This is a genomic window from Qipengyuania sp. R86523, assembly GCF_044596365.1.
GTDB lineage: Bacteria > Pseudomonadota > Alphaproteobacteria > Sphingomonadales > Sphingomonadaceae > Qipengyuania > Qipengyuania citrea.
On record NZ_CP138997.1, the window covers coordinates 840,293 to 865,887 of the forward strand.

27 protein-coding genes, 1 tRNA gene and 1 pseudogene are annotated in these 25,595 nt (G+C 65.4%); 16 read left to right on the forward strand and 13 right to left on the reverse strand.

Annotated elements, in window-relative coordinates; translation table 11 throughout:
• Positions 1 to 81: 81 nt before the first annotated feature.
• Positions 82 to 996, forward strand: a complete 915-nt coding sequence (locus SJY12_RS04080; RefSeq protein ID WP_397506642.1) for an NAD(P)/FAD-dependent oxidoreductase — start codon at positions 82 to 84, stop codon at positions 994 to 996.
• A 19-nt stretch (positions 997 to 1,015) separates the two neighbouring features.
• Here SJY12_RS04080 and rimM read toward each other — a convergent pair whose 3' ends face one another.
• From rimM to SJY12_RS04105, 5 genes are all read right to left on the reverse strand, one after another.
• Complete coding sequence (gene rimM, locus SJY12_RS04085; protein WP_397506082.1) at positions 1,016 to 1,501, reverse strand: ribosome maturation factor RimM; 486 nt, start codon at positions 1,499 to 1,501, stop codon at positions 1,016 to 1,018.
• An 8-nt stretch (positions 1,502 to 1,509) separates the two neighbouring features.
• Entirely contained in the window at positions 1,510 to 1,971 is a 462-nt protein-coding gene (gene rpsP / locus SJY12_RS04090; RefSeq protein WP_050601099.1) for a 30S ribosomal protein S16, read from the reverse strand.
• A gap of 34 nt (positions 1,972 to 2,005) precedes the next feature.
• Entirely contained in the window at positions 2,006 to 3,493 is a 1,488-nt protein-coding gene (ffh, locus tag SJY12_RS04095; RefSeq protein ID WP_050601098.1) for a signal recognition particle protein, read from the reverse strand.
• A 188-nt stretch (positions 3,494 to 3,681) separates the two neighbouring features.
• A tRNA-Ala gene (locus SJY12_RS04100) sits at positions 3,682 to 3,757 on the reverse strand.
• 91 nt (positions 3,758 to 3,848) lie between these two features.
• On the reverse strand, positions 3,849 to 4,196 hold the full coding sequence (locus SJY12_RS04105; protein ID WP_397506083.1) for a TIGR02300 family protein: 348 nt from the start codon (positions 4,194 to 4,196) through the stop codon (positions 3,849 to 3,851).
• Between the two features lie 154 nt (positions 4,197 to 4,350).
• Between SJY12_RS04105 and aroA the strand changes: the two genes are divergently transcribed.
• The 6 genes from aroA (at position 4,351) to SJY12_RS04135 (ending at position 10,578) form a co-directional block, all read left to right on the forward strand.
• Positions 4,351 to 5,673, forward strand: coding sequence for a 3-phosphoshikimate 1-carboxyvinyltransferase (gene aroA / locus SJY12_RS04110; RefSeq protein WP_397506644.1), 1,323 nt, complete (start codon positions 4,351 to 4,353; stop codon positions 5,671 to 5,673).
• Positions 5,670 to 5,939: a hypothetical protein gene (locus SJY12_RS04115; RefSeq protein WP_050601096.1), complete on the forward strand. Its 270-nt coding sequence runs from the start codon at positions 5,670 to 5,672 to the stop codon at positions 5,937 to 5,939. The genes aroA and SJY12_RS04115 overlap by 4 nt, the downstream gene beginning before the upstream one ends.
• A complete protein-coding gene (locus SJY12_RS04120) occupies positions 5,936 to 6,556 on the forward strand; it encodes a d(CMP) kinase (protein WP_160766673.1) in 621 nt (206 codons plus the stop codon). Before SJY12_RS04115 ends, SJY12_RS04120 begins: the two co-directional genes overlap by 4 nt.
• A gap of 394 nt (positions 6,557 to 6,950) precedes the next feature.
• Positions 6,951 to 8,654, forward strand: a complete 1,704-nt coding sequence (gene rpsA / locus SJY12_RS04125; RefSeq protein ID WP_050601094.1) for a 30S ribosomal protein S1 — start codon at positions 6,951 to 6,953, stop codon at positions 8,652 to 8,654.
• Between the two features lie 197 nt (positions 8,655 to 8,851).
• Positions 8,852 to 9,607, forward strand: coding sequence for a hydroxyacylglutathione hydrolase (gene gloB / locus SJY12_RS04130; RefSeq protein ID WP_397506084.1), 756 nt, complete (start codon positions 8,852 to 8,854; stop codon positions 9,605 to 9,607).
• A 5-nt stretch (positions 9,608 to 9,612) separates the two neighbouring features.
• Positions 9,613 to 10,578 (forward strand): NADPH:quinone oxidoreductase family protein, encoded by a 966-nt coding sequence (locus SJY12_RS04135; protein ID WP_397506085.1) that lies wholly within the window; start codon positions 9,613 to 9,615, stop codon positions 10,576 to 10,578.
• 117 nt (positions 10,579 to 10,695) lie between these two features.
• On the opposite strand, the gene SJY12_RS04140 is transcribed toward SJY12_RS04135, so the two are convergent.
• The 8 genes from SJY12_RS04140 to SJY12_RS04175 all read right to left on the reverse strand — a co-directional run bounded on the left by SJY12_RS04140 (position 10,696) and on the right by SJY12_RS04175 (position 17,303).
• Positions 10,696 to 11,277 carry a hypothetical protein gene (locus SJY12_RS04140; RefSeq protein WP_063505958.1) on the reverse strand — a complete coding sequence of 194 codons (582 nt, stop codon included), beginning with the start codon at positions 11,275 to 11,277 and terminating at the stop codon, positions 10,696 to 10,698.
• A complete protein-coding gene (locus SJY12_RS04145; RefSeq protein WP_397506086.1) occupies positions 11,270 to 11,764 on the reverse strand; it encodes an ATPase in 495 nt (164 codons plus the stop codon). The genes SJY12_RS04140 and SJY12_RS04145 overlap by 8 nt, the downstream gene beginning before the upstream one ends.
• An 82-nt stretch (positions 11,765 to 11,846) precedes the next feature.
• Complete coding sequence (locus SJY12_RS04150; RefSeq protein WP_050601089.1) at positions 11,847 to 12,074, reverse strand: F0F1 ATP synthase subunit C; 228 nt, start codon at positions 12,072 to 12,074, stop codon at positions 11,847 to 11,849.
• A gap of 36 nt (positions 12,075 to 12,110) precedes the next feature.
• Positions 12,111 to 12,899, reverse strand: a complete 789-nt coding sequence (locus SJY12_RS04155) for a F0F1 ATP synthase subunit A (RefSeq protein WP_255357767.1) — start codon at positions 12,897 to 12,899, stop codon at positions 12,111 to 12,113.
• 57 nt (positions 12,900 to 12,956) lie between these two features.
• A complete protein-coding gene (locus SJY12_RS04160; protein ID WP_063505957.1) occupies positions 12,957 to 13,277 on the reverse strand; it encodes an AtpZ/AtpI family protein in 321 nt (106 codons plus the stop codon).
• Between the two features lie 200 nt (positions 13,278 to 13,477).
• The gene (locus tag SJY12_RS04165; protein WP_082835713.1) at positions 13,478 to 13,867 is read right to left on the reverse strand and encodes a YdbL family protein; all 390 of its coding nucleotides are present in this window, start codon (positions 13,865 to 13,867) and stop codon (positions 13,478 to 13,480) included.
• Positions 13,868 to 13,878: 11 nt separating this feature from the next.
• Entirely contained in the window at positions 13,879 to 14,073 is a 195-nt protein-coding gene (locus tag SJY12_RS04170; RefSeq protein ID WP_050601086.1) for a YnbE family lipoprotein, read from the reverse strand.
• Positions 14,074 to 14,078: 5 nt separating this feature from the next.
• Positions 14,079 to 17,303, reverse strand: a complete 3,225-nt coding sequence (locus tag SJY12_RS04175) for a YdbH domain-containing protein (protein WP_397506087.1) — start codon at positions 17,301 to 17,303, stop codon at positions 14,079 to 14,081.
• 36 nt (positions 17,304 to 17,339) lie between these two features.
• On the opposite strand from SJY12_RS04175, the gene radC reads away from it, so the two are divergent.
• From radC to SJY12_RS04220, 9 genes and pseudogenes are all read left to right on the forward strand, one after another.
• Positions 17,340 to 18,074 carry a DNA repair protein RadC gene (radC, locus tag SJY12_RS04180; protein ID WP_397506088.1) on the forward strand — a complete coding sequence of 245 codons (735 nt, stop codon included), beginning with the start codon at positions 17,340 to 17,342 and terminating at the stop codon, positions 18,072 to 18,074.
• A gap of 106 nt (positions 18,075 to 18,180) precedes the next feature.
• Positions 18,181 to 19,492: pseudogene (gene purB / locus SJY12_RS04185) on the forward strand (adenylosuccinate lyase).
• A gap of 57 nt (positions 19,493 to 19,549) precedes the next feature.
• On the forward strand, positions 19,550 to 19,936 hold the full coding sequence (locus SJY12_RS04190; RefSeq protein WP_063512236.1) for a DUF1049 domain-containing protein: 387 nt from the start codon (positions 19,550 to 19,552) through the stop codon (positions 19,934 to 19,936).
• Complete coding sequence (pyrF, locus tag SJY12_RS04195; protein WP_050601082.1) at positions 19,933 to 20,607, forward strand: orotidine-5'-phosphate decarboxylase; 675 nt, start codon at positions 19,933 to 19,935, stop codon at positions 20,605 to 20,607. The genes SJY12_RS04190 and pyrF overlap by 4 nt, the downstream gene beginning before the upstream one ends.
• Positions 20,608 to 20,615: 8 nt before the next feature.
• Positions 20,616 to 21,248: a phosphoribosylanthranilate isomerase gene (locus SJY12_RS04200; protein WP_050601081.1), complete on the forward strand. Its 633-nt coding sequence runs from the start codon at positions 20,616 to 20,618 to the stop codon at positions 21,246 to 21,248.
• Between the two features lie 95 nt (positions 21,249 to 21,343).
• Entirely contained in the window at positions 21,344 to 22,582 is a 1,239-nt protein-coding gene (gene trpB / locus SJY12_RS04205; protein ID WP_063512238.1) for a tryptophan synthase subunit beta, read from the forward strand.
• On the forward strand, positions 22,579 to 23,358 hold the full coding sequence (gene trpA, locus SJY12_RS04210) for a tryptophan synthase subunit alpha (RefSeq protein ID WP_397506089.1): 780 nt from the start codon (positions 22,579 to 22,581) through the stop codon (positions 23,356 to 23,358). Before trpB ends, trpA begins: the two co-directional genes overlap by 4 nt.
• 83 nt (positions 23,359 to 23,441) lie before the next feature.
• On the forward strand, positions 23,442 to 24,290 hold the full coding sequence (gene accD, locus SJY12_RS04215; protein ID WP_050601079.1) for an acetyl-CoA carboxylase, carboxyltransferase subunit beta: 849 nt from the start codon (positions 23,442 to 23,444) through the stop codon (positions 24,288 to 24,290).
• 8 nt (positions 24,291 to 24,298) lie between these two features.
• Positions 24,299 to 25,591: a bifunctional folylpolyglutamate synthase/dihydrofolate synthase gene (locus SJY12_RS04220; protein ID WP_397506090.1), complete on the forward strand. Its 1,293-nt coding sequence runs from the start codon at positions 24,299 to 24,301 to the stop codon at positions 25,589 to 25,591.
• The last annotated feature ends 4 nt before the right edge of the window (positions 25,592 to 25,595 follow it).

Below are 25,595 nucleotides of genomic sequence, written 5' to 3' on the forward strand. Positions count from 1 at the left end.
TGCATGCAAAGCGCGGACCGGTCCGGCGGCCATTCTGCCTCGGCGAACGGCACCCATCGGCGCGTGGTGCGTAGTCCTGCCATGAATGTCGACGATTGCATCATCGTGGGTGCGGGGCCCGCCGGGCTGACCGCCGCGATCTATCTGGCGCGCTATCACCTTTCGATCCGCATGTTCGATTGCGGGACGAGCCGGGCGAGCTGGATCCCCACCAGCCACAATCATGCGGGTTTTCCCGACGGGATCAACGGCAACGAACTGCTCGAACGCATGCGCGACCAGGCGGCTCGCTACGGCGCGCTGCGCGAACCCCGCCGCGTGACCGACCTGCGGCGCGATGGCGACCAGTTCATCGTGCGCTGCGACGACGAGGACTTCCGCGCGCGCACCGTCCTGCTGGCGACCGGCGTGGTCAACAACCGGCCGGAAGGGATGGACGACCAGTTCCACGCCGAAGCGCTCGGCCGCGGGCTGCTGCGCTATTGCCCGGTCTGCGATGGCTACGAAGTGACCGACAAGCGCGTGGCGGTGATCGGCACCGCCGACCATGGCACCGCCGAAGCGCAGTTCATCCGCACCTATACGGCCGACCTTACGCTGGTATCACCGCACGGCGACCATGACCTGTCCGCACAGTGTTCGCAGGCGCTGGACGAGGCGGGGATCGCCCGGGTGGCGGGCCCGTGCAGCGGCTATGCGATCGAGAATGGCCGGATCGCCTTCGACACTGGCGCGGGCCGCATGGCCTTCGACAGCATCTATCCCGCGCTTGGATCGCTGGTGCGTTCGGGATTGGCAGTCAGCTGCGGGGCCGAGGTCAGCGAACAGGACTGCGTGCTGGTGGACGACCATCTCGAAACCAGCGTGCCGGGGCTGTTCGCTGCGGGCGACGTCGTGATCGGGCTTGACCAGATCAGCCATGCGATGGGACAGGCGGGCGTTGCCGCGACCACGATCCGCAATCACCTCGCCCGCGAACGTCCGCTCAGGCGCTGAATTTGCGGGCGCCTCCCGGCTAGCCGATGAAATCGGGGTTGATCACCAGCTGGCTCGCGTCCCAGCGCGGCACTGCCTGCGCGGTCAGCGGCGCCATGAACTTCTTGCCGTCGGGTTTCTCGATCTCGACGATATCGGTCGCGCCGAAATTCTCCACTGCGCAGACGCGACCCACCGCTTCGCCCGTAACGGTGACGACGGCCAGATCGAGCAGGTCGGAGAAATAGAATTCCCCCTCGTCCAGCGCCGGCAGGTTCTCGCGCGAAACCGCAAGCGCGGTACCGCGCAGCTGTTCGGCTGCGGTCCGGTCGGCCACCTCGGCGAACCGCGCGATCGCGCCGCCCTTGTTATCGCTGCGGAGTTTGGTGAGGGTCAGCGACCCCCCGTTGAAGCTCTTGTGCGGCTTGAGCGCTTCATAGCCCTCGCCGAGCAGCTTCAGGCGGACTTCGCCCGTCACGCCATGCGCACCGGTGACGGCAGCGAGCGTGACGGGCTTGTCCGACATGGGCGTGCTTACTCGCCCTTGTCTTCGGTAGCTTCTTCAGCTGCGGCTTCCTCGGCGGGAGCGTCTTCGGCAGCTGCTTCTTCGGCCGGAGCATTGGCTTCTTCTGCGGCAGCCTTGGCGGCTTCCTCGGCTTCAGCCTGCTTCGCGGCCTTTTCCTCCGCGCGTTCCTTGGCGGCTTCGCCCGGCTCGGCCTTCTTCGGGTTGTTGCGCGGGCTGCGCTCGAGGATGCCGGCGGCATCGAGGAAGCGGTGGACGCGGTCGCTCGGCTTGGCGCCGACGCTCAGCCAGTGGCGGGCGCGGTCTTCGTTGAGCTTGACGCGCTCGCCCGAATCCTTGGGCAGCATCGGGTTGTAGGTGCCGATCTGCTCGAGATACTTGCCGTCGCGTGCTGCACGCGAATCGGCAACCACGATGCGGTAGTAGGGGCGCTTCTTCGCACCACCACGCGAAAGACGGATTGCAACTGCCATTTGATATTACCTTTCGAATGTAAACGTCTGAAATCTATTTCTTGTTGAGTAGGTCCTGCAGGTCGGGCGGGAGCGTGGAGGGATCCACCCCCGGCCCCTTGCCGCCGCCCATTCCGGGCATCCCGCCGCCCGGACCGCCAAGACCCGGCATGGCGGCACCCATGCCCCCCTTGCCGAACAAAGCGCCGAGGCCCTTGAGCCCGCCCATCTTCTTGATCTGCTTCATGGCGCGCGACATCTCCTGGTGCATCTTGAGCACCTTGTTGACGTCCTGCACCTGCGTGCCCGACCCCGCTGCCACGCGCTTCTTGCGCTTGGCGTTGAGCAGGGCGGGGTTCTTGCGCTCCTTGGCGGTCATCGACCCGATGATCGCATCCATGTGCAGCAGCACCCGGTCGTCCATGTTCGACGCGGCCATCGCTGCCTTGGCCTTCTTCATGCCCGGCAGCATCCCCGCGAGCATGCCCAGCCCGCCCATGTTCTGCATCTGCTTCAACTGCATGCGCAGGTCTTCGAGGTCGAACTGGCCCTTGGCCATCTTCTTGGCGAGCGCTTCCGCCTCGTCCTGCTGGATGCCCTGCGCGGCCTTTTCGACCAGGCTGACGACATCGCCCATTCCGAGGATGCGGCCCGCCACGCGCTTGGGGTCGAACGCCTCGATCGCGTCGAGCTTTTCGCCGGTCCCTGCAAACTTGATCGGCTTGCCGGTGACATAGCGCATCGACAACGCCGCACCGCCGCGCGCATCGCCATCCATGCGGGTCAGCACCACGCCGGTCAGCGGCACTTCGCCGGTGAAGCTCTGCGCGACATTGACCGCGTCCTGGCCGGTCAGGCTGTCGACCACCAGCAGCACTTCGGTCGGCGTCGAGACGCCGGCGATGGCCTTCATCTCGGCCATCAGCGCTTCATCGACATGCAGGCGGCCTGCCGTATCGAGCAGCAGCACGTCGGCGGCCTGTAGCTTGGCGCTGTCCATCGCCCGGCGGGCGATATCGACCGGCTGCTGGCCCTCGATGATCGGCAGCGTGGCGACATCGACCTGTTCGCCGAGCACCTTGAGCTGTTCCTGCGCCGCCGGACGGTTGACGTCGAGCGACGCCATCATCGCCTTCTTGCCGTGCTTTTCCTTGAGCAGCTTGCCCAGCTTGGCAGTCGTGGTCGTCTTGCCCGAACCCTGCAGGCCGACCATCATGATCACCACCGGGGGCTTGGCCGCGAAATTGAGTTCGCGGTCGGCGGGATCGGCATCCTCGCCACCGCCGAGCATCGCCACCAACTCGTCATCGACGATCTTGACGACCTGCTGGCCCGGCGTGACCGAGCGCAGCACGTCCTGGCCGACCGATTTCTCGGTCACCGCATCGATAAAGCGGCGCACCACGGGCAGCGCGACATCGGCTTCGAGCAGCGCCACGCGAATCTCGCGCATGGCTTCGCGCACGTCGCTTTCGGACAGCGCGCCGCGCCCCTTCAGGCGGTCGAAGACGTTACCGAGGCGATCGGACAGATTGTCGAACATGCCTGCTTACTCCTTCCGAACCGCGGGCGGCCCGAATAGACGCGAAAAACGCCGGCGAACGAAAACTCGTTGGCCAGCGTGGGGAATTCCCCGGTGAAACCCAGAACTGTCTGCCCGGGTGTGGTGGAAGCAAGCCGCAACCGTCGTCGCGGCCTGCTACCAACATATCCGGCCCGCATTGCGGAAAATGGTGGAGCCTAGCGGGATCGAACCGCTGACCTCTACAATGCCATTGTAGCGCTCTCCCAGCTGAGCTAAGGCCCCGAGCCATTTTTCATGGCGCCCCCTGGGAGGTGCGCCAGCCTTGCGGAGGCAGCCCTTTATGGGGCCGCCCCGCGCAACGCAAGAGAAAAAATCAGCTTTCGTCGACGTTGTCGTCGTCGCCCTTGGACTTGGTTTCGACGCCGAGGTCGTCGTCACCGCCGAGGTCGACTTCATTGTCGGGAGAATCGCTGTCCTCGTCGATATCGATGTCGAGATCGTCATCGTCGTCATCGCCGCCCAGATCGCTGTCCGCCTCGGCGTCCTTCTTCGTCTTGCTTTCTTCCTCGGCAAGGATCGGCTGCTTCGACTTGAGCACGGGTTCGGGCGACCATTCCTCACCGCATTCGATGCAGGTGACGGGTTCGTCCTTGTTCAGATCGTAGAAGCGGGTGCCGCAGTTCGGGCACGTCCGCTTGGTGCCCCATTCCGGTTTGACCATGTGTAATCCTTGAGTGTGCCGCCCCAGCCGTTACGCCCGGGGCCGTGAATTCGTAATCGTATTGATGGGAACCTGCCATGCAGGAATCAACAGCGCGCGCGCCTTGCCAGAACGCATTGCCACTGTCAAAGCGCGGCGTTCCGCCACCAGCGTCATACGGGACAATCGCTTGACCGCCCATACCTTCTTTCCTTCCGGCCCGCTGACCGGGCGCATCCGCGTCCCCGGCGACAAGTCGATCAGCCACCGCGCACTCATGTTCGGGGCGTTGGCCGTGGGCCGCAGCCGCATTTCGGGCCTGCTCGAGGGCGAAGACGTGCTGGCCACTGCCGCCGCGCTGCGTGCAATGGGCGCGCGGATCGATCGCGACGGGTCCGACTGGGTGGTCGACGGGGTCGGCGTCGGCGGGCTGCTGCAGCCCGGCGAGGCGCTGGACATGGGTAATTCGGGCACCTCGACGCGGCTGCTGATGGGGCTTGTCGCCAGCCATGGCATCACCGCCGCCTTTACCGGCGATGCCAGCCTGTCGAAGCGCCCGATGGGCCGGGTGATCGATCCGCTGTCGCAGATGGGGGCCAGCTTCACTCCCTCCCCCGGCGGCACCTTGCCGCTGATGATGGAAGGCCTCCAGCCCGCCGTACCGATCGAATACCGCCTCCCGGTCGCCAGCGCGCAGGTCAAGAGCGCGGTGCTGCTGGCGGGCCTCAACACGCCCGGCATCACCAGCGTGATCGAACCGGTCGCCACACGCGACCATACCGAACGTATGCTGCGCGGCTTCGGTGCCGAACTGAGCGTGGAAGAGGATGATGGCGCGCGGATCATCCGCATCCACGGCCCCGCCGATTTGCACCCCTGCGATATCGAAGTGCCGGGCGATCCATCCTCGGCGGCGTTCTTTGCCGTCGCCGCCAGCATCGTGCCCGGCAGCGACCTGGTGATCGAGAACGTCGGCCTCAATCCCACGCGCGATGGCATCTTCCGCGTGCTGCGGCAGATGGGCGCGGATATCGCATTCATCGACGAGCGCGAGGTCGGCGGCGAGCCGGTGGCCGATCTGCGTGTACGCCACGCGGTCCTCGAAGGGATTGCAGTCGACCCGGCGATCGCTCCCAGCATGATCGACGAATTTCCCGTTCTGTTCGTGGCCGCAGCGCTGGCGCGCGGCACCACCATCACCCGCGGATTGGAGGAATTGCGCGTCAAGGAAAGCGACCGCCTCTCCGCCATGGCGGCCGCGCTGCGCCTGGCCGGGGCAAAGGTCGAGGAAAGCGACGACGGGCTGACCATAACGGGCTCGGGCGGCACGCCGCTGCCCGGCGGCGGTCCGGTTACCACGCATCTCGACCACCGCATCGCGATGAGCATGGCGGTCGCAGGGCTCGCCAGCGGCGACAGCGTCGCCATCGACAGCGCCGAACCGATCGCCACCAGCTTCCCCAATTTCATCGATCTGATCGCGGAGGCCGCGGCATGACCGGGCTCGACTGGGCCAGCTGGGTCGGTTTCGTCGGCACCGCCTGCATCATCGGCGCCTATGGCTATCTGACCATCAAGGATGCGCCCAACCCGTTCGTTCTGCATGGCACCAATCTCATGGGGGCAGCGCTGCTTACCGTCTCGCTGCTGGTGCATACCAATTGGCCGAGCCTCGTGCTCGAGGGATTCTGGGCCGCCATCGCGATCTTCGGCATCGCCAAGGCCGTGCGGGGCACGCGCAAGACACAGGAACGCGAAGCATGATCATTGCCGTAGACGGACCGACTGCCAGCGGGAAAGGCACGATCGCCAAGGCCCTGGCAGCCCATTTCGGCCTGCCCCATCTCGATACCGGGCTGCTCTATCGCGCAGTCGGCCGGCAGGTCTTCCTCGACGGCGGCGACCCGGACGACGCCGGCGATGCGCTCGCCGCCACCGCCTTTCCCGATACTCTGCTCGGCGATCCCGCATTGCGCGATGAGCAGACCGGCGGATTGGCAAGCCGCGTGTCGGTTCACCCGGCGGTGCGGCAGGCGCTGTTCGACCGCCAGCGCAGCTTCGCCACGCGCGACACCGGCGCCGTGCTCGACGGGCGCGACATCGGCACGGTGATCGCGCCCGAGGCGCAGGCCAAGCTGTTCGTCACCGCCAGCGTCGAGGCGCGCGCGCAGCGCCGCTTCCTCGAAATGCGCGAACGCGGCGCGGGCGTGAACCTGCTCGAGATCCAGGACGATTTGCGGCGCCGCGACGAACGCGACCGCAACCGCGCCGTCGCGCCGCTGGTACCGGCCCCCGATGCCATGGTGATCGACACCAGCGACCTCGACAAGGACGAAGCCGTCGCCGCGGCGATCGAGGCTGTCGAGCAGGCTATCGGCTGAGCGGTCCCGGGAAGCGGCGCGCGGGGCGCTTTCCTACATGGCCCGGGCCGGCGCATGGTGCCAGCGATGCCCCTCCCCTTGCTATCGACCCTGCGGAATCCCGCCGTTTGCACGAAGCGGAGCGCCAGCACCGGTTTTTGCTCCGGACCGTGTAACATGCGGTCCATGTCTATCGGCAGCGGCCCGCAATTCGCTTGCCTTTCGCGCCCGTTTCGCCTAGGCGCGCGCCCGTTCTCTCAATCCCCGATTGAAAGGACTTCCGCGGCGGCATCCGGCCTCGCGGGAGTACAGCGGCCCTCTTGCCCCGTTGGCCTGCGCAATCGTGCGCAGAGACGGGTAAAGACCCCGGGAAAACCGGTGGCCGGTAGCAAACGTAAGTTAGGACTACTCACACATGGCAACTTCAGCCAATCCCACCCGCGACGATTTCGCGGCCATGCTCGACGAGCAGCTCGGTGGCGCCGATGACGGCGGCTTCGAAGGCCGCGTCGTCAAGGGCACCGTCACTGCCATCGAAAACGGCATGGCGCACATCGATGTCGGCCTCAAAAGCGAAGGCCGCGTCGATCTCAAGGAATTCCAGCGCTCCGAAACCGAAACCGCGCCCGGCGTCGGCGATGAAGTCGAAGTCTATGTCGACCGCGTCGAAAACGCCGAAGGCGAAGCGATGCTCAGCCGCGACCGCGCCCGCCGCGAAGCCGCCTGGGACAAGCTCGAAAACGAATTCGGCGAAGGCAAGCGCGTCGAAGGCCGCATCTTCGGCCGCGTCAAGGGCGGCTTCACCGTCGACCTCGACGGTGCCGTGGCCTTCCTGCCCGGCAGCCAGGTCGACATCCGCCCCGTGCGCGACGTCACTCCGCTGATGGACATGGCCCAGCCCTTCCAGATCCTCAAGATGGATCGCCGCCGCGGCAACATCGTCGTGTCGCGCCGCGCCGTGCTTGAAGAAACCCGCGCCGAACAGCGCAGCGAACTGATCGACAAGCTGGCCGAAGGCCAGGTGATCGACGGCGTGGTCAAGAACATCACCGATTACGGCGCCTTCGTCGACCTTGGCGGTATCGACGGCCTGCTGCACGTCACCGACATGAGCTACAAGCGGGTCAACCACCCCAGCGAAATGATCGAGATCGGCGCTACCGTGACCGTCCAGATCATCCGCATCAACGAAGAAACCCAGCGCATCAGCCTCGGCATGAAGCAGCTGGAAAGCGATCCGTGGGATGGCGTTGCCGCGAAGTACCCGGTCGGCATGAAGATGACCGGTACCGTGACCAACATCACCGAATACGGCGCCTTCGTCGAAATCGAACCGGGCATCGAAGGCCTGGTCCACGTTTCGGAAATGAGCTGGACCAAGAAGAACGTCCACCCGGGCAAGATCGTCTCGACCTCGCAGGAAGTCGAAGTCATGGTCCTCGAAGTCGACAGCGAGAAGCGTCGCATCAGCCTCGGCCTCAAGCAGGCCCAGCGCAATCCGTGGGAAGAGTTCGCGGACAAGCACCCGGTCGGCTCGAAGGTCGAAGGCGAAGTCAAGAACGCCACCGAATTCGGCCTGTTCATCGGTCTCGACGGCGACGTCGACGGCATGGTCCACATGTCGGACATCGCTTGGGGCATCTCGGGTGAAGACGCCCTGGCACTGCACCGCAAGGGCGAGCAGGTTGAAGCCGTCGTCCTCGATGTCGACACCGACAAGGAGCGCATCAGCCTCGGCATGAAGCAGCTCGAAAAGGGTGCACCGACCGAGGCCGGTGCCGCCGGTTCGGTCCGCAAGGGCGAAACCGTCACCGTCTCGATCCTCGAGGTTCGCGATGGCGGCCTCGAAGTGCAGGTTGGCGAAGACGGCGCGACCGGCTTCATCAAGCGGAGCGATCTCGGCCGCGACCGCGACGAGCAGCGCCCCGAGCGCTTCCAGGTCGGCAGCAAGGTCGACGCGATGGTCACCGGCTTCGATCGTTCGAAGAAGCCCAACTTCTCGATCAAGGCGCGTCAGATCGCCGAAGAGAAGGAAGCGGTCCAGCAGTTCGGTTCGTCCGACTCGGGTGCCTCGCTCGGCGACATCCTCGGCGAAGCGCTGAAGAAGAAGGACGACTGACGGTAACAGGTTGGCGCCCGCGCGGCGGGCGCCTGCCGCACCGGCATCCCGGACCTGATCCGGGATCATGGGCGACAAGTCCGGCGGTGCCGTCAGCGATCCCGGTTTGCGCCGGGATGACGAACACAGGAAGGCCCGCTTGCGAGATCCGCAAGCGGGCCTTTCCTATACGGGGGAACCCGCCTAGGTTCCCCGTCATGCTCGAAGTTCACCAATTCCCGTGCCTGTCCGACAATTACGGTTTCCTGCTGCATGATCCCGCCAGCGGCGAAACCGCGGCGATCGATACTCCCGACGGAGCGGAATATCTGAAACAGGCCAGCGCCAAGGGCTGGCAGATCACGCAGATCTGGAACACGCACTGGCATCCCGACCATGCGGGCGGCAATGCGGCGATCGTGGATGCGACCGGAGCCACCGTCATCGCCCCGCAGGAAGTCGACAAGTTGAGCCGGATCGACCGCGTGGTCGGCAATGGCGACAGCGTGATGCTGGGCGACTGGCAGGCACGCGTGATCGATGTCTCGGGCCACACCAACGGCCATATCGCCTATCACATCGCCGAAGCGGACATGGCCTTCGTCGGCGACAGCGTCTTCGCGCTCGGCTGCGGCCGCATGTTCGAAGGCGAAGCCGAGCAGTTCTGGAACAGTCTAGACCGGATCCGCCAGTTGCCCGCCGACACGCTGCTCTATTGCGCGCATGAATATACGCAGGCGAATGCCAAGTTCGCGCTGCATGCCGATCCGGACAATGCCGATCTGGCGCTCTATGCCGCGCGCATCGACGAACAGCGCGCCAAGGGCGAACCCACCGTGCCGACCGTGCTGTCGCGCGAACTGGCCACCAACCCCTTCCTGCGGGCGGATGCGGACGCGCTGCGCGATCGCTGGGGCGGGACCATCCCGGCGGAGACCTTCGCCGCCCTGCGCGCCGCCAAGGACAGTTTCTGACCGCAATGAAAGCCGTCCTCGTCACCGCGCTTTCGCCCGACCTGTCGGGCGTCGAACTTGCCGAGGTGGAACGGCCCCGGGGCGAGGTCGTGGTGCGCATGCGCGCGGCCTCGCTCAACTATCCCGACCTGCTGATGACGCGCGGGGACTATCAGTTCAAACCCGAACCGCCCTTCATCGCGGGATTGGAAATGTCCGGCGAGGTCGTGGAAGCGGCGCCCGGCAGCGGCTTTGCCGTAGGCGACCGGGTGCGCGGAGGGGCCAAGACCGGCGCGTTCGCGGAATACGTCGCGCTCCCCGCGTCCGCGCTGCGCCATATGCCGGAAGGAATGGATTTCCCTGCTGCGGCGGCAATGGGCGCGGCCTATCACACTGCCTATGTCGCGCTGGTGGAAATCGGCGGCTTGCAGCCCGGGCAGACCGTGCTGGTGCATGGGGCAAGCGGGGGCGTGGGTCTTGCCGCCTGCGACCTCGCGCGCGCGCTGGGCGGCAGGGTCATCGCGGCAACGCACCGCAAGGACAAGCTCGAGATGCTGCGCGCCGTCGCCCGCCCCGACGCTGCCATCCTCAATACCGGGCGGTTCCGCGAAAACATTGCCCGGATGACCGATGGCCGGTTGTGCGATCTCGTGTTCGACCCGGTGGGCGGAGACGTTTTCGATGAAAGCACGCGCTGCGTGACCTTCGGCGGGAAGCTGCTGGTGATCGGCTTCGTCTCCGGGCGGATTCCCGAAATCGCGGTCAATATCCCGCTGATCAAGGGGTTCTCGGTAGTGGGCGTCCGCGCCGGCGAATATGCGAGGCGGTTTCCCGAGCGCGGCGAGCATGTCGCCCGCGCGATCGACACGCTGGCAAGCGAGGGACGGATTGCGCCGCATGTCGACTGCACGCTGCCGCTAACCTCATGGCGCGAAGCCTTCGAACGGATGGAGCGCGGCGACATCGTCGGCAAGCTGCTCCTCGAACCGTAGCCTCCCGCTGGCACTGGCACCGCCCCAGGCTCCGGCGCCTCCTCCGAGACGCAGCACATACGAAAAGGGCGGCCCCGCAGGACCGCCCTCTCGAATGCCGGGGTGCCGCGCGCGGAATCAGATCCCGGCGATGACCTTGTCGGCCATCAGCCTGTCCGCTTCGGCATCGTGCTTGTCGGAAATCAGCGACCGGCTTGCCGCCGTCGCCACGCTGACCGCGCGGTTGCGCACGTCGGCCACTGCCTCGCGTTCGGCAGCGGCGATCTTGTCTTCCGCCATCCGCTTGCGGCGCTCGACCATGTCCTTGCTGTCGGCTTCGGCCTTCTCGAGGATCGCGTCGGCTTCATGACGGGCATTGGCCAGCATCGCTTCGGCGTCCTTTTCGGCCCCGGCGATCTTCCGCGCATATTCCTCGCGCAGCGTCTCGGCTTCGGCACGCAGCTGCTTGGCTTCTTCGAGCTGTTCCTTGATCGCAGCGATCTTGCCGTCGATCCCGCCGGCCAGCTTTTTGTGAACCTTGGCGCCGAAAAAGGCGAACAGGAGCAGGACCAGCATCGAGATCGAGACGATCTGGAAGGGCGCAAGCCCCCACAATTCGGGCTCGACGTGGACCGGTGCGCCGCCATTGCCATTCTCGACCAGGGTCTGGGCAGCTTCGGTGGCGAACACTTCGGGCGCTCCGGTTACGGGATTAGCCATGAGTCATCGCCTCCTTGACCGCCTTGGTGGCAACCGGCTTGGTCACCTTTACACCGGCCAGACGGCTGACGATGTCCTGAGCCGCTTCGGCAGCGACTGCCTCGACTTCGGTCAGCGCCGCCGTGCGTGCCTCGGCAATACGGTCTTCGGCTTCGGCCAGCTTCTTGTCCAGACGGGTCTGCGCCGCCGTGAGCTTCTTTTCGGACTTGGCGGCAGCTTCGTCCTTGGCCTTGGCCACGATCGCCTGCGCCGCGGCGCGGTTTTCGTTCTCGCGGACCCGCCAGGCCTCTTCCTGCTCGTCGGCTGCATCGCGCGCGGCCTTGGCCGCGCCGAGGTCGGCGGCGATCTGGCTGTCACGCTGGGCGACGGTTTCCATCACCTTCGGCACCATGCCGCGGCCGATGACGAAGAAAGTGATGCCGAAAAAGACCAGCAGCCAGAAGACCTGGCTGGACCATGTTTCGGCAAGCTGTGCGATCTGGGGCATGTCAGCTCTCGAAAGGCGGGTACGGTAAAATCACGGCACCGGCCGGACGCATATCCGGCCGGTGCAATATCGGTGGTCGTGCTTAGGCGACGAAGATCAGGATCATCGCGACGACGAACGCCAGCAGGCCGAGAAGTTCGGCAGCGGCGAAGCCGATGAACAGGCGGCCCTGCTGACCGTCGGCGGCGCCGGGGTTACGCAGTGCGCCTTCGAGATACTTGGCGAAGACATTGCCGACACCCAGCGAGGCAAGACCGGCACCAACAGCGGCGAGACCGGCTCCGAGCAGCTTTGCAGCTTCAGCTTCCATTTCAAACTCCTTTGGAAAAACGCTAAATTAAAACGATTAGTGAAGGTTCTCGGCGTCGTTGATGTACAGCGACGTCAAAAGGGCGAAAACATAAGCCTGAATGCCGGCTACGAGCAGTTCGAGCGCGCAGATGCCGATCATCAGGATAAAGCTGGGCAAACCGACCATCAGGCCGAAGGTGGCGCCGGCATTGGTCCCGTCGATCACGAAGCTCGACAGCACTTCGAGCAGAACGTGTCCGGCCATCATGGCCACGAACAGACGCAGGCCAAGGCTGAACGGGCGCACCATGAAGGAGATGAACTCGATCGGTGCAAGAATGGGGATCATCGGCAGCGGCGTGCCTTCGGGCACGAAGAGCGAGAAGAAGTGCAACCCGTGCTTCCAGAAACCCACCAGCAGCACGATCGAGAAGCTGATGATCGCCAACACGCCGGTGACGGTGAAGTGGCTGGTGAAGGTGAACGGGTGCAGGCCGAACACGCCCAGCGGCATCAGGCCGAGCAGGTTGGCGAAAAGGATGAACATGAACAGGCTGAAGACATAGGGCACATACTTGCGCCCTTCCTTGCCGATGTTCGCTTCGAGCATATCGTCGATGAACCCGGTGAAGGATTCGACGACCATCTGCCAGCGTCCGGGCACGAGTTCGCGCTTCATCCCGCCGAGCACGAAGAGGAACAGGACCACCGTGGTGATCAGCATCCACAGCGCGCTGTTGGTGAAGGCAATGTTGTAGCCTGCGATTTCCCAGCCGCCCGAACCGGCAAGCGGCTCGATCGTGAACTGGTACATCGGGTCGACTTTGGCCTGTTCGGCTGCCACGTCTCTTACGTCCCTAAATCCTGTAACGAACACCCCGTAACCCCCTCGGTTCGGGGATTATTCACCGGGGCGCCGGTTTGCCGCGCGGATAACGTTCCTGAAGGCCACGACTATTCCGAGGAACAGCCCGACCAACAGACCCCACGGGTTGGTATCGGTAAAGAAGCCGATGGCATAACCGATCACCGCACCGCCAAGGAGCCCGCCAAGAAGATCCGCCAGGACCCGGTTTCCGCTGCGATAATTCGCATCGGCACCCGAAGCCTGAGGACGGTTGCGTTCCTCTTCGCGCTGCTGCGCGGCTGCAAGCCGCGCCTCCAGCGCGTCGATCCGCGCATCCTCCTTAACAGGTTCCCGTGCGGGTTCGTCGTTGCTCATGCCTTGCTCCTTTAAGGGGGTTGCGCGGCACGGGCACGGACTTGCCCGCCGAGGGCGTCGCCCCCTTAGAAGGGGGGTGTTGGCGAGTCAACACGGACCGGCGCGTGCTGTGCATCCAAGGTCGGGAAAATCGAAACAGGCCGGGCAGCATAGCCCGCCGGCGTTCACAAATCCGCCCAACCGGCGGTCGGGCCTAAGGGTCAGGGACAGCGCGGGTCGCGCAGGGGAGCGGCCGAAGTGCGCGTCTGCCAGCTGCCGTCGGGCGCCTGGTATTTCTCGCCAACTGCTGTTGCGAGGATGGCCTGGCACCCGGCAGTCAGCGCATATTCCTCGATCGTGGCATTGGTTGCCTTGGCGCGTTCGGAATAGACCGCACGGCGCTTGATGTTGATGTCGTTGACGATGCGGCGCAGCGCCGGGGTCTCCGCCACGACGATGCCGAGATATCCGTCCATCCGCTCGCCCACCTGCCCGGCGGCACGCGCCGAGGCATAGGCGGGATCGCGCTGAGCGAATGCCGGGGACGCGATGCCGCCCAGCGCAGTCGCCAGGGCCGCCGCAGCGAGAACCGATTTCGTTAGCTTGTTCATAACCTCACCCATCAGAAGATATCCGCATTGTCTTCGATCGTATTGCCCGCGTCTTCGGCGAGGCGGTAGATCACTTCCTGGCGGATGTTGACGTTCAGCTCGATCACGATCGGCTCCTCGGGTGCATTGACGGTAATGCAACCACCGAGCGCGACTGTGGCGAGCATGGCGGCAGCCACCCTCCCGGTCAATTTGGGGTCGTTCATAGCCCTCACTCGCTTTCCTGCTCCTGAATGGGTTCTTCATCCGGCACGATGTCGTCCGGGTCGATATCGGGTTCGGCTTCCTCGCCGGTGATCGAGCGCCGCAGCAGGCGCGTGCCGTCGTCGGACAGCAGGCCCAGTTCGCGCGGGTCGCGCACCGATGCGGGATCGTAAAGCGACTTGAGGTTGGTCAGCAGCTGGTAGAACTGCGCCCGCACATTGATGCGGAACTGCAGCGGCAGTGCCGCCAGGCGCCGCGTGACGAAATTGGACCGGGCCGCGTCGCCCTGGCGCACGCCGTCGAAACGCACACGGGTCACGATTTCGCCCGTCAGGGGGCCTTCCATCACGATCCGCATCTGCGAATAATCGAGGCTTTTCAGGGCATCGAAGGCGAAATTGGCAATCGGTGAGAGGTCTTCATAGGTCAGGTCGCCGACATAGGAGACGGTGCCGCCCGGGGGCCGCGAAATCAGTACCCCGGTGTCGATCCGCCCGTCGCCGCGTTCATCGAACACGATTGGAACCGTTCCGTCGAACAGCCCCGTTGCGGAGATGTTTTCGAGCTCCATCGCGGTCACGAAGGTGCCAGCTTCGAGCCCGACGATTTCGAAGATGTAGCGCCGCTCCTCGCTGATCCCCAGCGTCAGATCGACATCGCGGAGCAGCAATTCGCCGCCCATGAAGGGCCACGATCCGCCCGATACCGCCAGCACTTCGCCATTGCGCAACTCGAACCCGACCTCGCCATCGAAGACTTCGATCCCCGGATTGACCGAGGCAACGCGGATCGTCTGGTCGGGTGCGGTCGTAAGGTTGAGCAGGTCGGTGAACTCGACCGTCCCCGCCGCGCCCTTCACCGGTCCGAACGCAGCCGCGAAATCGAGATCGTCGCTGGAGAAACGCCCGGTACTGGTCACGGTCCCGTTTGCGGCCCAGTCGATACGTCCGGTGCCCGTGACCACTCCCCGGGTATTGGCGATCACCCCCTTGGCCAGCTGCGATATCTGTTCGGGCTGCAAGTCTTCATCGAACCGGACACCGGGCACGTCGAGGTCCGCCCAGCCCGCACCGGTTCCAAGATCATGGCGCAGATCGACCGCGGTCACCACGCGTTCGCTTGCCGGATTCCTCAGCAGTGCTTGCGCGTCGATGACATTCTCGGCCAGTGTCAGCGTGGCATTGCGCGCCATAAGCGGTTCGAACCGGGGCGATTCGTCGCGATCGACCAGCGTGAACACGCCTTCCTCGATCGCCAGGCTTCCATCGGCGAAGCGCCACTGCCCTCTCGCCTGCATCAGATCGAGCGGGACGGCCGCAATCGCGATATCCGCATCGCTGAACGTTCCGGCGATGTCCTGCCCGATCCGCGCGTCCAAGTCGGAAATGCGGAACCGGCTGGCGGTCTCGACCGGGCCCAGCGATACATCGATTTCGCGGGCGGTCATTACGCCGGGATAGCCGAACCCGATCGGACCGGTGGCAATCCGTATCGGGGTTTCCCCCAACGATCCCTCGAGATCGAGCCCGCTGGTGCCGGCGGCTATGTGCAGGCCGCCGGGCCCGCTTGAGAGAATGGGGCGTCCCCGTGCCGGGCACAGTGTGACCCCGCGCTTTTCGAACGTGAGGTCGGCGAGCTGAAGCCGGTCGAACGCAACGTCCATGCAGGAACGCCACAGCGCCAGTTGCCCGCCCGCGTAGCGGCCTTCGAGCGGCAGCAGGAGGTTCGTCGCCGAGCCGCCCGGCAGCGGTCCGCTTGCGAGCACCCGGCCAGAGAATCCGAGGGCGCCGCCCGGCCCCTGCGCAATGACGACCTGGGGGACGGCGAGAGCGCTGTCGCCCGCGGCATATCGCTCCATCGCCAGGCGGAATATCGAGCCACCCGATTCGCTGCGCTCCATCCGACCGCTGATCCGCGGCATGTTCGCGCCGCCGGTTGCGATGTTCCCCGCAACGTAAGGGGCTTCGCCATCCGGTGCAGCAATCTCGACGCGTGAAAGCGATACGAGCCGCGCCCCGCTACCACCGCGCAATTCGGCGCGCGGCGCCAGCAGCGAATAGCCAGCTGGATCGATCCGCAGGCGTATATCGGCATCGAGCGCGCTGCCGCGGGCTTCGCGCTGAAGCGCTGCCGCCAGCTTGCCGGTCAGCGGCGCAACCAGCGTGCCCTCCCCGGTCTGCGCCAGCGACTGGATCGCTGCAATCGTGGAGCGGCCCAGCCTTAGCCCGTTGCCTTCCAGATTGCTGTCGAGCTGGACGTGGTCGAAGCCGTCGGTTGCCCGCATTTGCCCTTCGGCGGTGAGCACTGCGGCAAGCGCCTGCGGTGTATCGACCCCGCGCGCGGCGAGCGTGAACCTGGCGGTCGTCAGCCGGTCGCGGATCTGGGCGCGGACCGTGCCCAGCAAGGCTGCGGCGGACTGTTCGCCGAACCTGGTTTCTCCCCCCTCGAGCCGTGCTTCGATCGCGGGATTGGCCAGCGCCGTATCGGCAACGACGCTCAGCTCCATCGCGTAGTCGTCGAGCGCAAGGCCGCTTTCCTCGCAGGTGAGCGCCGCAAAGCGGACGGGTCCTGCGAACTGCGGCTCGCCCGATACCGAGGTGAGCTTGCCGAAGGCGGTGGCATTCTCGATACCGCAGCTCGCAGTCGCGAGCTCGGGGGCGATCGCCGCGATCGATCCCTGCCAGCCATGGCTGAGAAGTCCGGAACCCGCCAGCTTGATGCCGACCGGCCCGTAGTCGGTCGCCAGCAGCGCGCGGCCGTCGCGGACTTCGAAATTCAGATTGGGCAGGCTCGCCGGACTGTCGTCCCCACCGAACACCAGCGGATCGAGCCGCCCGAGGCTCAGTTCGCCATCGCGGTAGCTGGCATAAAGGCGCGGCTTGACCAGCACCACGCCACCGATTTCCGGAATGCCGAACCGGTGGCGCAGGGTGACCACCAGCCGCTCGGCGGTGAAGTCGGGATTGTCAGGATCTCCGAGCACGACGTCGGACAGTATCTGCGTGGTCCCGCCGATCCGCTCGATCGTGTAGCTGCCCGGGATATCATAGGCCTCGAGCTGGTCGCGAATGATGTCGTCGACGATCCGTTCGCGCGACAGCCATAGGCCGAGGCCAGCCAGTAGCAGCGCTCCCAGCACGACCAGCAGCGCCGCCCAGCGCTTGCGGCGCCAGCGGGATCGCCTGACGGAATCGTCGGCCGTCATGTCATTGTCGCTCGCGGCCCGCTCCATCGATCCCACACTTGCGCGATATGCCTGCTAAAGGCAATGCAAGTGCCTCAAACGCGGGATGTGGGGGATCGGTTGCCGGGAGATCCAAAAAATTCGGCGGGCCATGCCGGTACCGGCCATCGACAACGCTTGCGCCAACGGTTGCTCGACGGCGGTGCTGAAGCACTGGCCGATTACGAACTGCTCGAATTCCTGCTGTTCGCTGCCATCCGCCAGGGCGATACGAAACCGCTCGCCAAGGCATTGATCGCACACTTCGGGTCTTTCGCCGCGGTGCTCACGGCCGATCCGCAGGCGCTGCGCCAGGTCAAGGGCATGGGCGATGCCAGCGTTGCGGCATTGCACGCCAATGCGCTGGCGGCGCGGCGCATAGCGCGCGGTGCGGTGCAGAACCGCCCGGTGCTGGGTAGCTGGCAAGCGCTGCTCGACTATCTCAACATCGACATGGCGCATCTGACGCATGAACGGGTGCGCGGGCTCTATCTCGACACCCGGAACCGGCTGATCCTGGATCATCTCCTCAGCGAAGGGTCGATCGACGAAGCCGCCATCCATCCCCGCGAGGTCATCCGCAAGGCCTTCGATGTGGGCGCGACGGCGCTGATCCTCGTCCACAACCACCCCAGCGGGAATCCCGAACCCAGCCGCGCCGATATCACCATTACCGCGCGGATCGCGGAAGCAGGCCGCCTGCTGGGGGTCACCGTCCACGACCACGTCATCATCGGGCGCGAAGGCAACGTCTCGCTGCGCGCCAAGGGCCTCCTCTGATCTGTTCAGGACGGCCCCCCCGGGGGCAAACCTTGCCAATTCTGCCGGCTCGGCCTAGCCGCCGCGCAGCCGCGAATCCCGCCTGACCCGCAATCGGAGCTCTTATATGGTCCCCCGCTACGCCCGTCCCGAAATGACTGCCCTGTGGGAGCCCGAAGCGAAATATCGCATCTGGTTCGAGATCGAAGCGCATGCGACCGAAAAGCTGGGTGAACTGGGCGTGGTCCCGCCGAGCGCGGCCAAGGCGCTGTGGGACTGGTGGGCAACCGATCCCAAAATCGATGTCGAGGCGATCGATGCGATTGAGGCGGTCACCAAGCACGATGTCATCGCCTTCCTTACCTGGGTGGCCGAGAATGTCGGCGACGAAGCGCGCTTCATGCACCAGGGCATGACCAGCAGCGACGTGCTCGACACGACGCTGGCGGTCCAGCTGGCACGCTCTGCCGATATCCTGCTGGCCGATCTCGACGGCCTGCTCGAGGCGATCAAGCGCCGCGCCGAGGAACACAAATACACGCCCACCATCGGGCGCAGCCATGGCATCCATGCCGAACCGGTGACCTTCGGGCTCAAGCTGGCGCAGGCCTATGCCGAGTTCGACCGCTGCAAGACCCGCCTGGTCGCGGCGCGCGCGGAAATCGCGACCTGCGCCATATCGGGCGCTGTCGGCACTTTCGCCAACATCGACCCGCAGGTGGAAGAGCATGTTGCCGACAAGCTCGGCCTGACGGTGGAGCCCGTCTCGACGCAAGTCATCCCGCGCGATCGCCACGCCATGTTCTTCTCGACGCTGGCGGTTATCGCCGGTTCGATCGAGCGCTTGGCGGTCGAAGTCCGCCATCTCCAACGCACCGAAGTGCTCGAGGCGGAAGAGTATTTCTCGCCCGGCCAGAAGGGGTCGAGCGCGATGCCGCACAAGCGCAACCCGATCCTGACCGAGAACCTTACCGGCCAGGCGCGCATGATCCGCGCCTATGCCCTGCCCGCGCTGGAAAACGTCGCGCTGTGGCACGAACGCGATATCTCGCATTCCTCGGTCGAGCGGTTCATCGGTCCCGATGCCTGCATCACGCTCGATTTCGCGCTAGCGCGGCTGACCGGCGTGGTCGACAAGCTGCTGGTCTATCCCGAGCGCATGCAGGCGAACATGGACCGCATGGGCGGGTTGATCCATTCGCAGCGCGTGCTGCTGGCGCTGACGCAGAACGGGGTCAGCCGCGAGGATGCCTACCGCCTCGTCCAGCGCAACGCGATGAAGGTGTGGGAATTCTGATGGCCAGCTGACGCTGCTCGATCTGCTCAAGCGCGACGAGGAGGTTACCGCCGCGCTGGGTGTGGAGCAGCTCGAAGAGAAGTTCGATCTCGAATACCACTTCAAGCATGTCGACACGATCTTCGCGCGGGTCTTCGGCTAGACGCGGGACGGGTCCCGGCCTAGCATCCCACGCCAAGACGAAAGAGGGCTACATTCCATGCAAATCGTGCGCACCATCGGCTGGGTCCTGCTGCTGTTTTCGCTGCTCGCATTCAGCTTTTTCAACTGGAAGCCGGTTGAGGTTCAGATTTGGTCGAACCTCGTGCTCGAAACCAAGCTGCCCGCGCTGGTAGTGGTCTCGTTCCTGCTGGGGCTGATCCCGATGTGGCTCGTGCACCGGGCGAGCAAGTGGCGCGCGACGCGACGCATCAATGCGCTGGAGGCGGCGACCAGCCGGTTCGGCGCGGCCACGCCCGCTCCCGATGCTTCGGCAACCGTCCAGCCCGCGCCTGCTCCTACGCCCGAGCCTCCGGTACACAACCCGCCGCCCGAACCGGCCAATCCCGTCGACCCCGTCGACACAGATCCTGCGAAGCCCGCATGACCAATCCGATCTATCTCGCGCTCGACCTCCCGCATCTGCAGGACGGCCTCGACCTGATCCGGAAGGTCAAGGGCCATGTCGGCGGGGTGAAGCTGGGCCTCGAATTCTTCTGCGCGCATGGCGCGCACGGGGTTCATCTGGTCGGCCAGCTCGGATTGCCGATCTTCCTCGACCTGAAGTTCCACGACATCCCCAATACCGTCGCGGGCGCGATGCAGGCCATCCATGTGCTGGAGCCGCGCATCGTCACCGTGCATGCCAGCGGCGGGCGCGCCATGCTCGAGGATGCCAAGGCCGCCGCAGGCGAACACACCAAGGTCGTTGCCGTGACCATGTTGACCAGCATGGACGATCGCGATCTGGCGAGCACGGGGATCGAAGGCAGCGCGCACGATCAGGTGCTGCGCCTTGCCGATCTTGCGCACCGCGCCGGTCTCGACGGGATCGTCTGTTCGGGCCAGGAAGTGAAATCGGTCCACGACCAGTGGAAGGACGGGTTTTTCGTCGTCCCAGGATTGCGCCCCGCGGGCAGCGGCACCGGCGACCAGAAGCGCGTCGTCACCCCGCGCAAGGCGCGCGATGATGGTGCCAGCGTGCTGGTCATCGGACGCCCGATCAGCCGGGCCGACGATCCGGCGCAGGCCGCCCGCGCCATCGAAGCCACGCTGTAGGTTTCGCCATGGCGGTCCAGATCAAGATCTGCGGGCTTTCGACGCCCGAAACGGTAGATGCAGCGCTTGCCGCGGGCGCGACGCATATCGGGCTGGTTCATTACCAACCCTCGCCCCGCCATGTCGCGCTCGATCTGGCCCGCGAACTGCGCGAGCAGGCCCGGGGCAAGGCCAAGGCGGTGCTGCTGCTGGTCAATGCCGATCCCGAAACCACCGGACGCGCCCTCAACGCGATCCAGCCCGACGTGGTCCAGTTCCACGGCAATGAGACACCGCAATGGATTGGCGGTATCCGTCGCAGCCTGCCCTATGAGGTGTGGAAAGCGGTCGGGCTGAAGGACGCTGGCACGCTGACCCGGAGCGAGAAATACATCGGCAAGGTCGACCGCCTGCTGTTCGACGCACCGGCCAAAGCACTGCCCGGCGGCAATGGCACGGCTTTCGACTGGTCCTTGCTTTCCGGGCACCGCCACAAGATCGACTGGGCGCTGGCAGGTGGCCTCACGGCGGGCAATGTCGCCGAAGCGATCCGCGCGACCGGTGCGCCGCTGGTCGATACCTCGAGCGGTGTTGAAAGCGCACCGGGAGTGAAGGATCCGCAGCGTATCGCCGATTTCTGCCGGGCCGCGCTCGCCGCCTGATCTGCGGCCCGTGGCTGCCAAACCGCAGTCCTCATGCCTCGTGAAAAAGCAAAGCTGTCTCGACTTCGCCTGCTGCGGACGGCATGGGGAGCGCGATGACCGAAACCAATCCCAATTCCTATCGCAACCAGCCCGACGAGCGCGGCCATTTCGGCGACTTCGGCGGACGCTATGTCGCCGAAACGCTGATGCCGCTGGTGCTCGATCTCGAGCGTGAATACCGCAAGGCGCAGGCCGATCCGGAATTCCAGCGCGAATTCGACGATTTGCTCGAACATTACGTCGGCCGCCCCTCGCCGCTCTATTTTGCCGAACGGCTGACCGAGGCGCTGCGCGCCGGTTCGCCCGAGGGCCACGGCGCGCAGGTCTGGTTCAAGCGCGACGAACTCAATCACACCGGCGCGCACAAGATCAACAATTGCATCGGGCAAATCCTGCTCGCCATCCGGATGGGCAAGACTCGCATCATCGCGGAAACCGGCGCGGGGCAGCACGGCGTCGCCACCGCAACGGTCTGCGCACGCTTCGGCCTGCCCTGCGTGATCTACATGGGTGCCGAAGACGTGCGGCGCCAATCGCCCAACGTCTTCCGCATGAAGCTGCTCGGTGCGGAAATCGTGCCCGTCACCAGCGGGCGCGGGACGCTGAAGGACGCAATGAACGAAGGGCTGCGCGACTGGGTCGCGAACGTCCATGACACCTTCTACATCATCGGCACGGCCGCCGGACCGCATCCCTATCCCGAGATGGTGCGCGACTTCCAGAGCATCATCGGCAAGGAGGCGCGGGCGCAGATGCTCGAGAGGATCGGACGATTGCCCGACCTGGCCGTGGCCTGCATCGGTGGCGGTTCGAACGCGCTGGGCCTGTTCCACCCCTTCCTCGACGACGCCGAGGTCAAGCTGCTGGGCGTCGAGGCGGCGGGTCACGGGCTCGATGGCAACGAACACGCGGCAAGCCTGCTCGGCGGTTTCCCCGGCGTACTTCACGGCAACAAGACCTATCTGCTGCAGGACGAGGACGGCCAGATTACCGAAGGTCACTCGATCAGCGCCGGGCTCGACTATCCCGGCATCGGTCCCGAGCATGCGTGGCTCAAGGATTCAGGCCGCGTCGAATACACTGCGGTGACCGATGACGAAGCGCTGGAGGCGTTCCAGCTGCTCTGCCGCACCGAGGGAATCATTCCCGCGCTGGAGCCGAGCCACGCCATATCGGCAGTGGCGAAGCGTGCGAAGGAAATGCCGCGGGACAGCATCATCCTGGCCAATCTGTGCGGGCGCGGCGACAAGGATATCTTCACCGTGGCCGAGAAGCTGGGAGTGGACATTTGACCCGCCTCGCCTCCGCCTTCGCCAAGCCCCACCCCGCGCTCGTCTGCTTCCTGACTGCCGGCGACGGGGACACCGCTGCCAATCTCGACGCCTTGGTCGCGGGCGGTGCGGATGTGATCGAGCTGGGCATGCCCTTCACCGATCCGATGGCGGATGGCCCCGCGATCCAAGCGGCCAATATCCGGTCGCTGGGCGTCGGAACGACGACGGCCGACGTGCTCGCCATCGCTACCGCATTTCGCCAGCGTCATCCCGATGTTCCGCTGGTGCTGATGGGCTATGCCAACCCGATGATTCGCCGCGGGCCCGACTGGTTCGCGGCCGCGGCCAAGGAAGCGGGCATCGACGGAGTGATCTGCGTCGACATCCCGCCGGAGGAAGATGACGCGCTTGGTCCGGCGCTGCGTGCTGCGGAAATCGCCCCCATCCGCCTGGCCACGCCGACCACCGACGCCAAGCGCCTTCCCGCCGTGATCCAAGGCAGCGAGGGCTTCCTTTATTACGTCGCAGTCGCGGGCATCACGGGCATGCAGCAGGCGGCGATCGAGTTGATCGAGGCCAATGTCTCGCGCATCAAGCGATCGACCGACATTCCGGTCGCGGTCGGCTTCGGTGTACGCACACCCGAGCAGGCGAGCGAGATCGCACGCGTGGCCGATGGAGTCGTGGTGGGTTCGGCGCTGGTCGAACTGGTCGCCGAACATGGCGACGACGCTCCGGCGAAGTTGCGCACCTTGGCTTCATCGCTTGCCGAAGCGGTGCGATCAGCCCGCTAGTTCGTCGCCCCTGCGCAGGGATGACGCTCCGGCGGTGCGCTGACTATTTGAGCTTTGTGACAACCTGACTATAGGCTCAGCGCATGAACTGGTTCACCCGCGTCCGCAATTCGATCACCTCGCTGTCCAAGCGCAGCACGGAAAAAGACCTGTGGGTCAAGTGCCCCAGCTGCCAGCAGATGGTCTTCGCGCAGGAATACGAGGACAATTCCTATGTCTGCCCGCGCTGCGGCCACCATGGCCGGATCGGTGCCGACGAACGGCTGCGGCAGCTGCTCGACGAAGGGTTCGAGGTCCTTCCCATCCCCGATGTGAAGGAAGACCCGCTCAAGTTCCGCGACACGGCGAAATACACCGACCGGCTGAAGAAGGCGCGCGCCAAGAGCCCGCACAAGGACGCCTTCCTTGTCGGTTCGGGTGCAATCGAGGGCAAGCCCGCGGTCGTCGGCGTGCAGGATTTCGGCTTCATGGGCGGATCGATGGGCATGGCAGTGGGCACCGCCTTCTGCCAGGGCGCCGAACGCGCGCTGTCGCGGCACTGCCCCTATATCGTCGTTACCGCAGCGGGCGGCGCACGCATGCAGGAAGGCATCCTCAGCCTCATGCAAATGCCCAAGGCAACGGTGATGACGCGGCGTCTGAAGGAAGCCAAGCTGCCCTATATCGTCGTGCTGACCGACCCGACCACGGGCGGTGTCACTGCCAGCTATGCGATGCTGGGCGACGTGCATATCGCTGAACCCGGCGCGCTGATCGGCTTTGCCGGCCAGCGCGTGATCCAGGACACGATCCGCGAACAATTGCCCGATGGGTTTCAGCGCGCCGAGTACCTGCACAAGCACGGCATGGTCGACATGGTGGTGCATCGTCACGAGCTGAAAGACACTTTGGCGACACTGCTCGATTACCTGGCCCCCGCCAAGGCCGCCTGACCTGCGCCATGCGGGACTTCGCCCGCTCCGATCATCCCCGAGTCCAGGCACAGCTCGACCGGCTGGGGCGCCTTTCCGTTCCCGATGGCAGGCTGGGTCTCGAAACCGTGCGCGCCCTGCTCGACCGGCTGGGCAATCCGCACCGTGCTCTGCCACCGGTGTTCCATGTCGCAGGCACCAACGGCAAGGGATCGACCTGTGCGTTCCTGCGCGCAATGCTCGAGGCGCAAGGCTATTCGGTCCACGTCACCACCAGCCCGCATTTGGTGCGTTACAACGAGCGTATCCGCCTGGCGGGCAAGCTAATCGGCGATGAACGGCTTGCCTCCCTCCTGTCCGAAGTGCTCGACGCGGGCGAAGATCTCGGGCCCAGCTTTTTCGAAGTCACCATAGCCGCAGCGTTCCTGGAGTTCGCCCGCATCCCGGCCGATGCCTGCGTTGTCGAAGTCGGACTGGGCGGACGCTACGATGCAACCAATGTTCTGGAGACAGCCGTCCTTGCCGCATGCGGGATCGCGGCGCTGGGGATCGACCATGAACGCTTCCTGCTGGCACCGGAAGACGGTGTACCCAGCGATCCGGTGGCGCGAATTGCCTTTGAAAAGGCCGGAATTGCCAAAGCGGGCGTGCCGCTCGCATGCCTGTCCTATCCGCTGGCAGCACAGCAGCAGATCGAGGCTGCAGCCGCGCGCGCCGGGGCACCGCTATCGGCACGCGGCGCGGAATGGGCGGCGGAAACAGGACGTCACCTCTTCTACCGCGATGCAGAAGGCGAACTCGCGCTCCCGCTACCGTCCCTGCCCGGAGCCCATCAGGCGGTGAACGCCTCGCTCGCCATCGCCATGCTTCGCGCGCAGGATGTGCTGCCGGTCACGCCCCATGCGCTCGCGCAGGGAATCGAGCAGGCGGCCTGGCCCGCCCGGCTGCAGCGCCTTGCCCCCGGTCCCTTGGCAGGCCACCGCGAAATATGGCTCGATGGCGGACACAATGCCGATGCCGGGCGAATGCTGGGTACGCATTTTGCCGGGCAGCAGCTGCACCTCGTGCTCGGCATGCTCGATGCGAAGGATCCGGCTGCGTTGGTCGATCCCCTCGCCCCCATGATCACCAGCCTTGCCGTGGTCCCGGTGCCGGGCCACGATTGGCATCCGGCAGAAGCGATCGCCCCGTCAGCGCGCTTCTTTCCCGATATCGTGAACGCGCTCGCGGCTATTCCCGAAGATGGGTTGCCCGTCCTGATCGCGGGGTCGCTCTACCTTGCTGGCGATGTGCTGCGGCGCAACGGCGAAGCGCCGGAATAGCCCC

What these genes read in the sequence shown, in the direction of transcription:
- pyrF (WP_050601082.1), top strand. Translation starts at nt 19,933, where the DNA reads ATGACCAATCCGATCTATCTCGCGCTCGACCTCCCGCATCTGCAGGAC.
- SJY12_RS04200 (WP_050601081.1), top strand. Translation starts at nt 20,616, where the DNA reads ATGGCGGTCCAGATCAAGATCTGCGGGCTTTCGACGCCCGAAACGGTA.
- SJY12_RS04145 (WP_397506086.1), bottom strand. Translation starts at nt 11,764, where the DNA reads ATGCCCCAGATCGCACAGCTTGCCGAAACATGGTCCAGCCAGGTCTTC.
- SJY12_RS04080 (WP_397506642.1), top strand. Translation starts at nt 82, where the DNA reads ATGAATGTCGACGATTGCATCATCGTGGGTGCGGGGCCCGCCGGGCTG.
- SJY12_RS04120 (WP_160766673.1), top strand. Translation starts at nt 5,936, where the DNA reads ATGATCATTGCCGTAGACGGACCGACTGCCAGCGGGAAAGGCACGATC.
- SJY12_RS04220 (WP_397506090.1), top strand. Translation starts at nt 24,299, where the DNA reads ATGCGGGACTTCGCCCGCTCCGATCATCCCCGAGTCCAGGCACAGCTC.
- rimM (WP_397506082.1), bottom strand. Translation starts at nt 1,501, where the DNA reads ATGTCGGACAAGCCCGTCACGCTCGCTGCCGTCACCGGTGCGCATGGC.
- rpsP (WP_050601099.1), bottom strand. Translation starts at nt 1,971, where the DNA reads ATGGCAGTTGCAATCCGTCTTTCGCGTGGTGGTGCGAAGAAGCGCCCC.
- SJY12_RS04190 (WP_063512236.1), top strand. Translation starts at nt 19,550, where the DNA reads ATGCAAATCGTGCGCACCATCGGCTGGGTCCTGCTGCTGTTTTCGCTG.
- accD (WP_050601079.1), top strand. Translation starts at nt 23,442, where the DNA reads ATGAACTGGTTCACCCGCGTCCGCAATTCGATCACCTCGCTGTCCAAG.
- SJY12_RS04170 (WP_050601086.1), bottom strand. Translation starts at nt 14,073, where the DNA reads ATGAACGACCCCAAATTGACCGGGAGGGTGGCTGCCGCCATGCTCGCC.
- SJY12_RS04175 (WP_397506087.1), bottom strand. Translation starts at nt 17,303, where the DNA reads ATGGAGCGGGCCGCGAGCGACAATGACATGACGGCCGACGATTCCGTC.
- SJY12_RS04105 (WP_397506083.1), bottom strand. Translation starts at nt 4,196, where the DNA reads ATGGTCAAACCGGAATGGGGCACCAAGCGGACGTGCCCGAACTGCGGC.
- SJY12_RS04150 (WP_050601089.1), bottom strand. Translation starts at nt 12,074, where the DNA reads ATGGAAGCTGAAGCTGCAAAGCTGCTCGGAGCCGGTCTCGCCGCTGTT.
- radC (WP_397506088.1), top strand. Translation starts at nt 17,340, where the DNA reads ATGCAAGTGCCTCAAACGCGGGATGTGGGGGATCGGTTGCCGGGAGAT.
- SJY12_RS04135 (WP_397506085.1), top strand. Translation starts at nt 9,613, where the DNA reads ATGAAAGCCGTCCTCGTCACCGCGCTTTCGCCCGACCTGTCGGGCGTC.
- SJY12_RS04160 (WP_063505957.1), bottom strand. Translation starts at nt 13,277, where the DNA reads ATGAGCAACGACGAACCCGCACGGGAACCTGTTAAGGAGGATGCGCGG.
- gloB (WP_397506084.1), top strand. Translation starts at nt 8,852, where the DNA reads ATGCTCGAAGTTCACCAATTCCCGTGCCTGTCCGACAATTACGGTTTC.
- SJY12_RS04165 (WP_082835713.1), bottom strand. Translation starts at nt 13,867, where the DNA reads ATGAACAAGCTAACGAAATCGGTTCTCGCTGCGGCGGCCCTGGCGACT.
- trpB (WP_063512238.1), top strand. Translation starts at nt 21,344, where the DNA reads ATGACCGAAACCAATCCCAATTCCTATCGCAACCAGCCCGACGAGCGC.
- SJY12_RS04115 (WP_050601096.1), top strand. Translation starts at nt 5,670, where the DNA reads ATGACCGGGCTCGACTGGGCCAGCTGGGTCGGTTTCGTCGGCACCGCC.
- ffh (WP_050601098.1), bottom strand. Translation starts at nt 3,493, where the DNA reads ATGTTCGACAATCTGTCCGATCGCCTCGGTAACGTCTTCGACCGCCTG.
- rpsA (WP_050601094.1), top strand. Translation starts at nt 6,951, where the DNA reads ATGGCAACTTCAGCCAATCCCACCCGCGACGATTTCGCGGCCATGCTC.
- SJY12_RS04140 (WP_063505958.1), bottom strand. Translation starts at nt 11,277, where the DNA reads ATGGCTAATCCCGTAACCGGAGCGCCCGAAGTGTTCGCCACCGAAGCT.